At 74.6% G+C, this 14627-nt stretch carries 7 protein-coding genes; 6 read left to right on the top strand and 1 reads right to left on the bottom strand.

What is annotated here, in order from left to right:
- Positions 1-67: 67 nt before the first annotated feature.
- The gene (locus ACZ6ZT_RS28010) at positions 68-1297 is read right to left on the bottom strand and encodes a nucleotide sugar dehydrogenase (RefSeq protein ID WP_469722799.1); all 1230 of its coding nucleotides are present in this window, start codon (positions 1295-1297) and stop codon (positions 68-70) included.
- A 277-nt stretch (positions 1298-1574) separates the two neighbouring features.
- Here ACZ6ZT_RS28010 and ACZ6ZT_RS28005 point away from each other — a divergent pair, with 277 nt between their 5' ends.
- From ACZ6ZT_RS28005 to ACZ6ZT_RS27980, 6 genes are all read left to right on the top strand, one after another.
- A complete protein-coding gene (locus ACZ6ZT_RS28005) occupies positions 1575-3281 on the top strand; it encodes a glycerol-3-phosphate dehydrogenase/oxidase (RefSeq protein ID WP_469722797.1) in 1707 nt (568 codons plus the stop codon).
- Positions 3282-3431: 150 nt separating this feature from the next.
- On the top strand, positions 3432-5936 hold the full coding sequence (locus tag ACZ6ZT_RS28000; protein ID WP_469722796.1) for a serine/threonine-protein kinase: 2505 nt from the start codon (positions 3432-3434) through the stop codon (positions 5934-5936).
- Between the two features lie 89 nt (positions 5937-6025).
- A complete protein-coding gene (locus tag ACZ6ZT_RS27995; protein ID WP_469722794.1) occupies positions 6026-9085 on the top strand; it encodes a protein kinase family protein in 3060 nt (1019 codons plus the stop codon).
- 114 nt (positions 9086-9199) lie between these two features.
- A complete protein-coding gene (locus ACZ6ZT_RS27990; protein ID WP_469722793.1) occupies positions 9200-10846 on the top strand; it encodes a serine/threonine-protein kinase in 1647 nt (548 codons plus the stop codon).
- Positions 10847-10983: 137 nt separating this feature from the next.
- On the top strand, positions 10984-12615 hold the full coding sequence (locus tag ACZ6ZT_RS27985; RefSeq protein ID WP_469722791.1) for a succinic semialdehyde dehydrogenase: 1632 nt from the start codon (positions 10984-10986) through the stop codon (positions 12613-12615).
- Between the two features lie 10 nt (positions 12616-12625).
- Positions 12626-14467 carry a GMC oxidoreductase gene (locus tag ACZ6ZT_RS27980; RefSeq protein ID WP_469722790.1) on the top strand — a complete coding sequence of 614 codons (1842 nt, stop codon included), beginning with the start codon at positions 12626-12628 and terminating at the stop codon, positions 14465-14467.
- The last annotated feature ends 160 nt before the right edge of the window (positions 14468-14627 follow it).

Below are 14627 nucleotides of genomic sequence, written 5' to 3'. Positions count from 1 at the left end.
GCGGTGCAGGCCGTGATCGGACCGGGACCCGGCCGTGACCTGGGAGGGAGGCGGGGTGGCGCCTGCGTCAGAGCCGGTGGGCCGCGCCGGCCGGGCTGGCGCCCCGGGTGTCGAGCAGCAGCTGCGCCTTCACCGCGAGCCCTTGCAGGTCGTACGTACGGTGGTGCTGGAGCAGGATCGTCAGGTCGGCGTTGGCGGCGGCCTCGTAGAGCGACTCGGCGCGCGGCACGGGCTGGTCGCGCACCCGCCAGCCCGTGATGTACGGGTCGTGGTAGCTGATCAGGGCGCCGAGGTCGAGCAGCCGGCTGGCGATCTCGCGCGCCGGGGAGCCCTCCTGGTCGGCGAGGTCCTGCTTGTACGTGACCCCCAGCAGCAGCACCCGGGCGCCGCGGGCGGATTTGCCGTGCTCGTTCAGCAGGGTGGCCGAGCGCTGGATCACGTACTGCGGCATCCGGTCGTTGATCTCCTGTGCCAGGCCGACCATGCGCAGCGGGTGGCCGGGGGTGCGGGTGGTGTGGGGGAGGTAGTTGGGGTCCAGTGGGACGCCGTGGCCGCCCACGCCCGGGCCGGGGCGGAATGCCTGGAACCCGTACGGCTTCGTCTCGGCGCAGCGGACGACGTCCCAGAGGTCGACGCCGAGGTCGTGGCAGAGGACCGCCATCTCGTTCATGAGGGCGATGTTCACGTGCCGGTAGTTGGTCTCCAGCAGCTGGACCGTCTCCGCCTCGCGCAGGCCGCGGGCCCGCACCACCTTCTCGGTGAGGCGGGCGTAGAAGGCGTGCGCGGACTCGGTGCAGGCCGGGGTGAGGCCGCCGATGACCTTGGGGGTGTTGGCGATGCCGTGGGTGCGGTTGCCGGGGTCGTGGCGGCTGGGGGAGTAGGCCAGGTGGAAGTCCCGCCCGGCGCGCAGTCCCGAGCCGCTCTCCAGGACGGGGCGCAGGTAGTCCTCGGTGACGCCCGGGTGGACGGCGGATTCGAGGATCACGGTGGTGTGCGGGCGCAGCCGGGCGGCGAGCGCGCGGCCCGCCTCGCCGACGGCGCTCAGGTCGAGCGCGCGGTCGGCGCCGAGCCGGGTGGGGGCGCAGATGACGGCGGTGCGGACCCGGCCGAGTTCCGCGGGGTTGGTGGTCACCCGGAAGCCGGCCGCCGACATGCGGCGGACCTCGGCGGCCGTGAGGGTGCTGTCCGTGGTGGGGCCGCTGTCGTAGCCGACGGTCTCGATTCCGGCGGCGACGGCCGCCTGGGCGAGGGGGAGGCCGAGGTGGCCGAGTCCGATGACGGCGAGATCTGCGGGCATGGGGGGCCGTCCCTTCCCTTCCCTGGCATGAGGGGGCGGTGCGCGGCCGATCCCGGGGCAGGGGGACCGGAGGGGTCCGCACGCCCCCGGGAGCTGGCGCAATGTCAGACTAGGCGTATATATGACAGAAATGTCGCATTGTGGGGTGGTGGCTACCGCTGTGTTGTCCACAGGCGGTGGCCGATGTCGGTGCGGCCGGTCAGAATCGTGAAACGGGAGATGTGAGCGGGATCACCCGCATCGAACGGGTTTCGGCCCGCACCAACGGGAGGCAGCCGTGAGGACAGCGACACTGGGGCCGGAGCAGCGCGCCGAGGCGCTCGCCCGGATGGCCGAGCGCGAGCTGGACGTGCTGGTGGTCGGCGCGGGGGTGGTCGGCGCCGGCACCGCGCTCGACGCCGTGACCAGAGGCCTCTCGACGGGGCTGGTGGAGGCCCGCGACTGGGCGTCGGGCACGTCGAGCCGGTCGAGCAAGCTGATCCACGGCGGGCTGCGGTATCTGGAGATGCTCGACTTCGCCCTCGTACGCGAGGCCCTGAAGGAGCGCGGTCTGCTGCTGGAGCGGCTCGCCCCCCACCTGGTCAAGCCGGTCCCGTTCCTGTATCCGCTCCAGCACAAGGGCTGGGAGCGGCTCTACGCGGGCTCGGGCGTGGCCCTCTACGACGCGATGTCCGTCTCCAGCGGCCACGGGCGCGGCCTGCCCACCCACCGGCACCTCTCGCGGCGCAGAGCGCTGCGGATCGCCCCGGCCCTGCGCAAGGACGCGCTGGTGGGCGCCCTGCAGTACTACGACGCCCAGATGGACGACGCGCGCTACGTCACCACGCTGGTGCGCACGGCCGCGGCGTACGGGGCGGACTGCGCCAACCGGGCGAGGGTGATCGGCTTCCTGCGCGAGGGCGAACGGGTGGTCGGCGCGCGGGTGCGCGACGTGGAGGGCGGCGGGGAGTACGAGATCCGCGCCAAGCAGGTGGTCAACGCGACCGGGGTGTGGACGGACGACACCCAGGCGCTGATCGGGGAGCGCGGGCAGTTCCACGTCCGGGCCTCCAAGGGCATCCACCTGGTCGTCCCCAAGGACCGCATCCACTCGAACACCGGGCTGATCCTGCGCACCGAGAAGTCCGTGCTGTTCGTGATCCCGTGGGGCCGGCACTGGATCGTCGGCACGACGGACACCGACTGGGACCTGGACAAGGCGCACCCGGCGGCGTCCAGCGCCGACATCGACTACCTGCTGGAGCACGTGAACTCCGTCCTGGCGGTGCCGCTGACCCGGGACGACGTCCAGGGGGTCTACGCGGGGCTGCGGCCGCTGCTCGCGGGCGAGTCGGACGCGACGAGCAAGCTCTCGCGCGAGCACACGGTGGCCCACCCGGTGCCGGGGCTCGTGGTGGTGGCCGGCGGCAAGTACACGACGTACCGGGTCATGGCGAAGGACGCCGTCGACGAGGCGGTGCACGGGCTGGACCAGCGGGTGGCGCCGTGCGTCACGGAGGACGTGCCGCTGGTGGGGGCCGAGGGGTACCGGGCCCTGTGGAACGGCCGGGCCGGGACGGCGGCGCGGACCGGACTGCACGTGGCGCGGGTGGAGCACCTGCTGAACCGCTACGGCAGCCTGACGGAGGAGCTCCTCGACCTGATCGTGGCCGACCCGTCGCTGGGCGAACCGCTGAGCGCCGCCGACGACTACCTGCGGGCCGAGGTCGTCTACGCCGCCTCGCACGAGGGCGCGCGGCACCTGGACGACGTGCTGACGCGGCGGACCCGGATCTCCATCGAGACGTTCGACCGCGGGACCCGATCGGCCCGCGAGTGCGCGGAATTGATGGCTCCGGTGCTGGGGTGGGACAAGCAGCAGATCGAGAAGGAAGTCGAGCACTACGAGAAGAGGGTGCAGGCGGAACGCGAATCGCAGCGCCAGCCCGACGACCAGACGGCGGACGCTGCACGGCTGGGAGCGCCTGACATCGTTCCGTTGTAACTCCGCGACCCGGGCGGGGGAACCGTCGGCCCCGGGGCTTCCGTCGGACGCGGAGTGAGCAACAATGAGGTTTCTGCCGGGGTGGGTTACCGTGCCCCCCGGCGGCTGCCGGGGCAGCCGGGGCACGCTGCACGAACGCAGAGGGGACGCATGTCGAAGCCGGAGCACACCGAATCGCCTGCCGGGGCGCCTGCCGGGTCGCCTGCGGCGGAGCTGGACGGTGACGCGGCGTCCTGCCCGGCCGCGGCCGGGCAGGACGCCGCCTCCGGGGCCGCGAGGGTCCCGAAGGCGCGGTCCGGCGCGGGGCGCGGCGCTCCGGCGGTGGACGCCGGGTCCGCTGCCGCGGACGCGAAGACCGGCTCCGATGCCGATGCGAAGACCCGCGCCGATGCCGACGAGGACGGTGCGGAGGCCGCCGACTCGGGGGCTTCCGGTGGTTCCGCTTCCGGTAAGGCCGCCGCTGACGGTGTGAAGCCCGCCGAGCGGGTGGAGGCGTCCGGTGACGGTGACGGTGACGGGTCGGTGGAGGCGGAGTCGGCTGATGCGAAGCCTTCCGATGGCAAGCCCGCTGACGCGAAGCCGGCTGACGCCAAGCCCGCTGACGTAAAGCCTGCTGATGTGAAGGCCGCCGACGGAGTGAAGGCCGGGCGGGGGAAGGCCGGGTCCGTCGGAGGGGGGTCCGGGGCCGTCGTCGGTGGCGAGGCCGTCGGGGAGGGGGGCGCCGCCGCGGAGGAGGGCGAGAGCGGGGACGGCCAGGACAAGGGGCGGTTGCTCGCCGGGCGGTACCGGCTCGGAGCCGTGCTCGGCAAGGGCGGCATGGGCACCGTCTGGCGGGCCGAGGACGAGGTGCTCGGCCGGACCGTCGCCGTCAAGGAACTCCGCTTCAGTAGCGGCGTCGACGAGGACGAGAAGCGCCGCCTCATCACCCGCACCCTCCGCGAGGCCAAGGCCATCGCCCGCATCCGGAGCACCGGCGCCGTCACCGTCTTCGACGTCGTCGACGAGGACGGCCGCCCCTGGATCGTCATGGAGCTCGTCGAGGGCGCGTCCCTCGCCGAGTTCATCCGGGAGCACGGCCCCCTGACCCCGCGCCGCGCCGCCGAGGTCGGCCTCGCGGTCCTCGACGTGCTCCGCGCCGCGCACCGCCAGGGGATCCTGCACCGCGACGTGAAGCCGTCCAACGTGCTCATCGCCGCCAACGGCCGCGTCGTCCTCACCGACTTCGGCATCGCGCAGGTCGAGGGCGACCCCTCGATCACCTCCACCGGCATGCTCGTCGGCGCCCCCTCGTACATCTCCCCCGAGCGCGCCCGGGGCCAGAAGCCCGGCCCGCCCGCCGACATGTGGTCCCTCGGCGGGCTCCTGTACGCGGCCGTCGAGGGCACGCCCCCGTACGACAAGGGCTCCGCGCTCGCCACCCTCACCGCGGTGATGACCGAACCGGTCGACCCGCCGAAGAACGCCGGTCCGCTCACCGAGGTCATCTACGGACTCCTCGTCAAGGACCCCGCCGGGCGGCTCGACGACAACGGCGCCCGGGCCATGCTCACGGCCGTGCTCAACGCCCCCGAGCCGGTGGCCCCGCCCGAGCCGCCGCCCATACCGGCCGTGGAGGAGACCCGGCCGATATCGCTCACCAAGGCCGAGGCCGAAGCCGACAAGGCCGCCGAGAAGGCGGTGAAGAAGGAGCGGGAGCGGCGTGAGCGCGAGCAGCGGGAGCGGGCCCGCGCCGCGCTGAAGTCGGCCCGCAAGGCCGCGGCAGCCGTGGCCGCCACCGCCACCGCCGCCGAGGCCGCTCCGTCCCGGCCCTCACCGGTGCCGGCCCCGCTCACCGACGTGATGTCGCGCCGCACCATCGCGCTCGCCATAGCCGGCGTCCTCGTGGTGCTGGCGGTGCTCGGCTCGCTGATCGTGTACCTGGTCAGCGGTGATGACGAAGGCGGCGCGCGCAAGAACGAGGGCAAGGGCGGCCCCACCCCCGCCGCGTCCGGCGCGAAGTCCCCGGGCGGCCAGGCCCCCGCGGCCTCTCCCGGCAACACCCCGGCCGCATCGGCCGGTTCCTCGCAGGGCGCCACCCCGAGCGGAGCCGGATCAGCCACCCCGGGCGGCGACTCCGGCCAGGGACAGGGACAGGGCCAGGAGCAGGGACAGGGCAGCCAGGGGCAGGGCGCCAGCCCCGGTGCCCCCGGCGGTGCGCTCCCCGCCGGGTACGCCACGGTGAGCGACCCCCGGTTCCACTTCTCCATGGCGATGCCCCAGGGTTTCCACCAGACGGACACCGCGGGCCAGGACTCCGGCGCGATCTACAGCCGCGACGGCGGCTTCCCCCGGATCCAGATCGACCACACCTCCAGTCCGGGCTCCGACGCCCGCGCCGCCTGGCTGGAGCTGGCCCCGGCCGTCGCGTCCAGCAGCAGCGGATACCACCTCATACGCCTGGAGTCGGTGGACTACCGGGGCTATCCGACCGTCGCCGACTGGGAGTTCGAGCGGGAGCAGAAGGGCGTCCGGGTCCGGGTCCTCGACCGCGGCTTCCGGATGGACGCGAAGCACGGCTACGCCATCATGATCAGCTGCGCCGCCGACCAGTGGGACGCCCCCGAGTGCGCGCAGATGCGCGACACGGCGTTCCAGACCTTCCAGTCGTTGGGCTGACGGCCCGCGCAAGCCCGGGACGCACATGCCCTGGGCGACGTATCGTGTCAGCGGGGCCATGGGGACCAGCCGCACTCGGGGGAGGCGATGTGGAGGAGTACGCGGGCCGGATCCTGGCCGAGCGCTACCGTCTGCCGCTGCCGCCGTCCGACGAGTACGAGCTGATAGAGACCCGGGCCTTCGATACGCGCAGCGGGCAGGAAGTGCTCGTACGGCAGGTGCCGTTACCCGAGGTCGTGGACGCGGAGCTGCTCGACGGGACCCGTACGCAGGGCGGCGCGTCGGCGGAACTTCCCGCGGTGCGGCGGGCGATCGCCGCCGCGCAGGCCGCCGCGTCCGTACCGGACCACCCCCGGCTGGACCAGGTCTTCGACGTGTTCGCGGAGGGGGACTCGCTGTGGATAGTGAGCGAACTCGTCCCCGCCAGGCCACTCGCCGCACTGATCGCCGATGAACCGCTGAGCCCCTACCGGGCGGCGGAGGTCGCCTCGGACGTGCTCACCGCGCTGCGGGTGCTGCACGCGCACGGCTGGACCCACCGCAACATCACGGTGCGGACCGTGCTGATATGCGACGACGGGCGGGTCGTCCTGACCGGGCTCGCGGCGGGCGCCGCCGAGGAGGCCCTCTGCGGCTACGACCCCGTCCCGGAGACCGATCCCGACCCGCCGACGGCTCCGGACCCGGCCCCTGCTCCGTTGGGGTGGGGCCCGCCGCCCCCGAAGCCGCTGCCTCCGGCTCCGGCCCCGCCGCCGGATCCCGATGCCCCGGGCGGGCTTGCTCCGGGTGGCTTCGCCGCGGGTCCTGATGCGCCGGGTCGTGTCGTGCCGGACCCCGAGGGGACTGGTGGCGTCGGGGTTGCGCAGCAGGGCGACGGGCCCGTGTACGCGCCGCTCGTGGCGCCGGGGTACGACACCGGGCCGCGTTATTCCGACCTCATCAGCCCGGAGCCCGCCGCTGCTCCGCGCCCGGAGGAGCGGGTGGGGCCCGTCTACTCCGACCACATCGTGCCGGAGGAGGTACGCCCCCCGGCGGACCCGGCCGCCGAGCGGCAGGCCACCGCCCGGGCCGACATCATCGCCGCCTACCGGACCGGAAGCCGGGCCGCCGCCGCCGAGGTGGCGCGCGAGCGCGGGGAACGCGGGCCGGTGGTGGTCCCGCGGCTGCCGCCGACCGGGGCCAACCTGCCGCAGGAGTACGCGTACCCGTACGGCGGCCCGGACACCACCGCCCCCACGCCCTGGCACGGAGCCGCCCCGCGCCGCCCGCAGGCCCCGGCCCCCGGCGATGAGCGGGAACAGCCGGGCACGCCCGGCCAGGGTGGGGAAGGCGGGCGGGCCGCCGAAGCCGGCCCCGCGCCGGGACGCGTACCCGAGGTGCAACCCGAGGGGCCGTGGGCGCCCGGGGCCGGCCCGGAGCCGGCGCGGGAGTGGGCTCCGGAGCGCGGCCCCGCGCCCGGTTACGAGCTGGAGTGGGCGCCCGGGACCGGCCCCGGGCCCGGCCAAGGGCAGATGTGGGCTCCCGAGTCCGGGGCCGGGCCCGACCGTGAGCCGGAGTGGGCGCCCGGGGCCGGCCAGGAGGCGGGGTGGGAGGCCGCGGCCGGCTCCGCGCCGGGCCGCGAAGAGGAGCGGGAGCGTGGGGCGGGCCCGGGGGCGGACGGGGAGCGCGCGGCGCGCCCGGAGGGGGCCGAGGCGTACCGGTCCGCGCTGCCCGCGCGGCTGGCGCTGCCGCAGGGGTACCGCGAGGCCGAGCCGGCCGCGCCCGTTCCGTACGCGGACGCCCCGGCGGTTCCCGGCAGCCGTACCCCCTCGCCGGCCGCGCCCGTTCCGTACGCGGACCCGGCCGTTCCCGGCACCCGTAACCCGACGCCCGCCGCGCCGCCCCCCGGCGGCCCCGGCCGAGCCCATCCCGGCGCCCCCGGCCCGGGCCCGAACGGTGGCCACGGTGGTGGCGGGGCCTGGGGCGGTCCGCGGAGCGGGCTCGACGCGGAGCGGGCGCGGCAGACGCGGATGGCCGTGGTCGGGGCCGTCACCGAGCGGTGGGCGCCCGAGCAGGCCGGGCCCGTCCTCGGCCACTGGCAGCTCGCCGCGCCCGTCGGCCCCGCCACCGACCTCTGGGCGCTCGGCGCCCTGCTGTACCGGGCCGTCCAGGGCCACGCCCCCTACCCCGAGGACAGCGTCGCCGAACTGGTCGAGATGGTCTGCGCCGAGCCCCCCGCCTTCGCCGAGGAGTGCGGCCCGCTGCGGCCCGTCGTGGAGTCCCTGCTGCGCCAGGACCCCACCGAGCGGCCCGACTTCGAGGAGCTCCGCGGCTGGCTGCGCTCCCTCGTGCGCTCCGCGCCGGAGCCCGACGGGGACTTCGCCGCGCTGCCGATGCCGGAGCCGGACCCGGCCCGGCTGCCCGTCGTCCGCCGGCGCGGCGACCTGCACGGCCGCCACCGCAACCCCGCCGCCCCCCGCAAGCCGCGCTCCCTCGGCCGGACCCTGCTGGTCGGCGTACTGGGTCTGCTGGCCGCCGCCGTGGCGTACGCGATCCTGTTCATGCCGCGTTCCGCGGAGAGCGGCGGCGGGCAGGCGCAGCAGCCCACGGCCGCGCAGAGCCCGGCGGGTTCGGCCCCCGCGCCGAGCGCACCGCCCGCCCGCACCCCGTCCCAGGCCCCCTCCCAGCCCCCCGCCCCGCCCCAGCCCCCCGGTTCCGCCCCCGACGGGTACACCCTGGAGCGGGACCCCGAGCACTTCACGGTCGCCGTCCCCCAGGGCTGGACCCGCCACGGCGTCAACGAGGCCGGCCAGGTGCGGTACACCCAGGGCGCGTTCACCCTCACCGTCGTCCCCGGCCGGGACCGCGTCGAGGGCAACCCGGACCCCAAGGCGTACCAGCAGGACAAGGAGCCGGAGCTGTCCCCGTACCGCAACTCCACCTGGGCGGAGGGGGGTGACGTCAAGAGCACCACGGTCGGCGGCCGGCTGCGCGTCACCGGCCGCTACTCCTGGATCGATTCGACCGGCCGGTCCGTCCTCGCCCGCAACTTCGTCGTCGCCCTCGGCGGCAGCTACCACGTCGTCCTGGTGACGGGCCCGAAGGACGAGGAGGACAAGGTCACCGATGTCTTCGAGAAGGCCACGGCGAGTTACCAGGCGGGTGGCTGACCGGTCATCAGTACGGCGATTGCGTCACAGTGCGGCCTCACCGGCCCCGCCCGCTTCCGGCAGCGGCCACGGGCTCCGTAATCTGGCCCGGAGTGCACAGAGCGGCGGGAATTCGTGGAACAGCAGACAGGCGCGGGTGCGGTGCTCGCAGGCCGGTACCGGCTCGTGGAGCCCATCGGCAGCGGCGGCATGGGCAAGGTGTGGCGCGCGCATGACGAGCTGCTGCACCGGACCGTGGCGGTCAAGGAACTGACGGCGGGGCTGTACGTGGCCCAGGCCGATCGGGAGGTCCTGCACGCCCGGACCCAGAAGGAGGCCCGGGCCGCGGCCCGGATCCAGCACCCGGCGGTGGTCACCGTCCACGACGTGCTGGAACACGACGACCGGCCCTGGATCGTCATGGAGCACATCGACGGCCCCTCCCTCGCGGAGGCCGCCAAGGCCGCCGGCCGCATCGAGCCCCGCGAGGCGGCCCGGATCGGGCTGCACGTGCTGGGCGCGCTGCGCGCCGCGCACGCGGTCGGCGTGCTGCACCGGGACGTGAAGCCGGGCAACGTGCTGCTGGCCAAGGACGGCCGGGTGCTGCTGACCGACTTCGGGATCGCCGCGATCGAGGGCGACTCCTCCATCACGCGGACGGGCGAGCTCGTCGGCTCCATCGACTACCTGGCCCCGGAGCGGGTGACGGGCGGCGCCCCCGACCCCTCCTCCGACCTGTGGTCCCTCGGCGCGACCCTGTACACGGCCGTCGAGGCCCGTTCGCCGTTCCGTCGTACGTCGCCCATCTCCAGCCTCCAGGCCGTGGTGAACGACGAGCCGCCCGTCCCGCGCCAGTCCGGCGCCCTGGGCCCGGTCATCACCGCCCTCCTGCGCAAGGACCCGGCGCAGCGGCCCTCGGCCGCCGAGGCCGAGCGGATGCTGATCGAGGCGATGGAGGGCCGCGAGCCCAAGGCGGCCCAGGCGTACGTGCCCACCCGCGCGGTCAGCGCCGAGGAGCGGGCCCCCGCCCGGCCCGTGGAGCAGCCGGAACCGCCCACTCCGGCCCCCGGGCCGGCGCCGACGACCGCCTTCGCCGAACCTCGCCCCACCCCGGCCGGGCGCCCGCCCGGGCGGCTCAGGCGGGCCGCGGCCGTCGCCCTGGTGGCGGCGCTGCTGGGCGGTGGCGGGGTGTTCGGGGTGCTCACGTACCTGGACGGCAAGGACGACGGGGTCAAGGACGGTGGCTCGGCCGTCGCCGCCGACGGCGTGGCGCAGGGCGACGACGCCGAGGCCGGGCCGGCGGCGCCCGCCGCGGAGGCGACCGCGCCGGCCGGCTTCGTCAAGGTCGAGGACCCGACGGGCTTCACCCTGTTCGTGCCGGCCGGCTGGAAGCGCCAGATGGACGGCAACCAGATCGACTACACCCCCGACAACGGCCGGCACCTCATCCGGATCGCCATCGACACCACCCCGGACTACGAGAACCCGTACGTGCACCTCCTCGACATGGAGAAGCAGCTCAAGGAGCGCATGGACTACAAGCGCGAGGCGCTGCGCCAGAACAGCTTCCGCGACACCACCCGGGCCGGGCTGTGGGACTTCTCCTGGACGGAGAAGGCGCCGCACGCCGGGCCGCGCCGGGCCATCGAGCAGATGTACTACAGCCCGGACGACACCGAGTACGCGGTGTACATGTCGGGTCCGGCGAACGAGTGGCCCAAGATCCGGCAGCAGTTCGACACGGTGCTCACCGGCTGGCGGCCCCCGGCGAAGAAGGGCTGAACGCGGGGGCCCCGCCGGGCGGCGGCGCCAGGATCGCGCCACTCTCCGACGATCGCGCCAGCGATCACTGGCAGACTTGGCAAAATCCGGTTACCCACGGGTACCCAAAGGCTCGTGGGCGCAATACGCTCACCGCCATGACGGACTCGCAGGCCCCCGCCGCCCCCCTCCGCACCGCACCGCAGCCCACCAACCCCGTCGCCCCGGTCCCGGCCGGCGCCCGCACCGCCGCCGACGTGGTGACCCCCGACCTGGTCGCCCGGCTGACCCGCGGAGTGATCGGCTCGGGCCGGACCGCCAACCACACCCCCTTCACCGGGGAGAAGCTGGCCGACCTCCCCGAGGCCACCCCCGAGGACGTCGCCACCGCCTTCGCGGCGGCCCGCGCCGCCCAGCCCGCCTGGGCCGCGGTGCCCGTACGCCGCCGGGCGGCCGTCCTGCTGCGCTTCCACGACCTGGTCCTGGCCCGCCAGTCCGAGGTGCTCGACCTCATCCAGCTGGAGACCGGCAAGGCCCGCCTGCACGCCCACGAAGAGGTCCAGGCCGTCGCCGTCGCCGCCCGCCACTACGGCCGCAAGGCGCCCTCGTACCTGCGCCCCAAGGGCCACACGGGCGCCATGCCCACCCTCACCAAGGTCACCGAACTGCGCCAGCCGCGCGGGGTCGTCGGCCAGATCGCCCCCTGGAACTACCCCCTCGAACTGTCCGTCGGCGACGCCCTGCCCGCCTTCGTCTCCGGCAACGCCGTCGTCATGAAGCCGGACACCGAGACGGCGCTGACCGCCCTGTGGGCCCGTGACCTGCTGATCGAGGCCGGGCTGCCCGCCGAGGTCTTCCAGGTCGTGCTCGGCGAGGGCCCGGTCGTCGGCCCCGAGGTGGTCCGGCACGCCGACTACGTCTCCTTCACCGGCTCCACCCGTACCGGCCGCGAGGTCGCCCGGGGCGCGGCCGACCGCCTGGTCGGCGTCTCCCTCGAACTCGGCGGCAAGAACGCCATGCTCGTCCTCGCCGACGCCGACGTGGAGAAGGCCGCCGCGGGCGCCGTCCGCGCCTGCTTCTCCTCCGCGGGCCAGCTCTGCATCTCCATCGAGCGGCTCTACGTCCACGCCTCGGTCGCCGACGCCTTCGTCGAGCGGTTCGCCGCCCGCACCAAGGCCATGCGGCTCGGCCACGCCCTCGCGTACGGGGCGGACATGGGCTCGCTCGTCGGGATCCGCCAGCTGGAGACCGTACAACGGCACGTGGACGAGGCCGTCGCCAAGGGCGCCACGCTGGTCGCGGGCGGCACCGCCCGCCCCGACGTCGGCCCCCTCTTCTACGAACCCACCATCCTCGACGGGGTCGAGGCGCCCATGGCCGTCTGTGCCGAGGAGACCTTCGGCCCGGTCGTCTCCGTCTACCGCTTCACCGACGAGGACGAGGTCATCGCCGAGGCCAACGCGACCCCCTACGGCCTCAACTCCAGCGTCTGGACCAAGGACGCCAAGCGCGGCCACGCCGTCGCCGCCCGCCTGCGCACCGGCACCGTCAACATCAACGACGGGTACGCCCCCGCCTACGGCAGCGCCCAGGCCCCGATGGGCGGCATGAAGGACTCCGGCCTCGGCCGCCGCCACGGCTCCGAGGGGATCCTCAAGTACACCGAGGCGCAGACCGTGGCCCACCAGCGGCTGCTGCCGATGGCGCCCTCGCTGGGCATGGACGACGCGGCGTACGCGCGGTTCATGACCCGCAGCCTCCAGGTCATGAAGGCCCTCCGCTTCCGTTAGGAGCCCGCCCGTGCCGCACGCACACACAGACGCAGACGCACACGCACACGCACGTGACGACGACCACGCCTACGACTACGACGTCCTCGTCATCGGATCGGGCTTCGGGGGCTCCGTCGCGGCGCTGCGGCTCACCGAGAAGGGCTACCGGGTGGGCGTCCTGGAGGCGGGGCGCCGCTTCACCCGCGAGAGCCTGCCCCGCACCAGCTGGGACCTGCGCAACTACCTGTGGGCGCCGGCCCTCGGCCTGTACGGGATCCAGCGCATCCACCTGCTCGGCAACGTGATGGTCCTCGCCGGGGCCGGCGTGGGCGGCGGCTCGCTCAACTACGCCAACACCCTGTACGTGCCGCCCGCCGCCTTCTTCGAGGACCGCCAGTGGGCCTCCATCACCGACTGGCGCGAGGAACTGGCCCCGTACTACGACCAGGCCAAGCGGATGCTCGGGGTACGGCTGAACCCGACACTCACCCCCTCCGACGTCCACCTCAAGGCGGCCGCCGAGAAGATGGGCGTCGGCGGCTCCTTCCACATGGCGCCGGTCGGCGTGTTCTTCGGCGACGGAGAGGACGCCGGGGGCGCGGCGCCCGTGCGGCCCGGGCAGGAGGTCCCCGACCCGTACTTCGGCGGAGCCGGGCCCGCCCGTACGGCCTGCACCGAGTGCGGGGAGTGCATGACGGGCTGCCGGCACGGCGCCAAGAACACCCTGAACGAGAACTACCTGCACCTCGCCGAACGGGCGGGCGCCGTCATCCACCCCATGACCACCGCCACCGCCCTCGCCGAGCACCCGGACGGCGGCCACCGCGTCCGCACCGTCCCCACCGACCACCGCCGCCGGGGCCGCGCCAAGGTGCTGCGCGCCCGGTACGTGGTCGTCGCGGCGGGGACGTACGGTACGCAGACCCTGCTGCACACCATGAAGGACCGGGGCGAACTGCCCCGCCTCTCGGACCGGCTCGGCGATCTGACCCGCACCAACTCCGAGGGCCTGGTCGGCGCCCAGACCGACGACCGCCGCTACCGCAAGCGGCACGGGGCGGAGCGCCGGGCGGACTTCACCCGGGGCGTGGCCATCACCTCCTCGGTGCACCCCGACGCCGACACGCACATCGAGCCCGTCCGCTACGGCAAGGGCTCCAACGCCATGGGGTTCCTGACCGTCCTCCAGGTGCCCTACAGCCGCCACCGGGTCCGCGCCTGGTTCGCCCGCACCGCCAGGCACCCGCTCCAGCTGGCGCGTTCGCTGTCGAACCGGCGCTGGTCGGAGCGGACCATCATCGGCCTGGTCATGCAGTCCCTCGACAACTCCCTGACCACCTACCGCAAGCCCGGCGGCCTCGGCAAGGGCCTGCTGACCGCCCGCCAGGGCCACGGCGCGCCCAACCCGGTGCAGATCGAGGCGGCCACCCGGGCCGCGACCCTGCTCGCCGAGGAGATCAACGGCTTCCCCGGCAGCAACGTCGGCGAGCTGATGGGCACCCCGCTGACCGCGCACTTCCTCGGCGGCTGCCCGATCGGCGCCTCACCGCGGGAGGGGGTCGTGGACCCGTACCACCGGCTCTACGGGCACCCGGGCATCTCGGTCGTCGACGGTTCGGCCGTCTCCGCGAACCTCGGGGTCAACCCGTCGCTGACGATCACCGCGCAGGCGGAGCGGGCGATGTCGTACTGGCCGAACAAGGGCGAGGCGGACCCGCGGCCCGGGCAGGGGGCGGCGTACGTCCGTCTCGCGGCGGTGGAACCGGTCGCTCCGGCCGTCCCCAAGGAGGCCTTCGGGGCGCTGCGGCTGCCCTTCCTGGCCGTTCCGCCCGTGCCTCCGAGGCAACCGGAACCGGAACACCGGCCCTGACCGGCCCCTCTCACCGACCGTGATGAGTACCGCGCTCCCCCTCCGAGCGCGGTACTCACCGCGGTACAAGAGAGGACAGGCGGTCGCCGGAGAAGGTTGTACCGGAATCCTTCCGCCAGGTCTGTGGTGTCGGTCACAGGGCGAGGAACACAACCGCGGC

The organism is Streptomyces sp. NPDC102258, from assembly GCF_055584685.1.
This window is presented reverse-complemented; position numbering and strand designations above follow the sequence as displayed.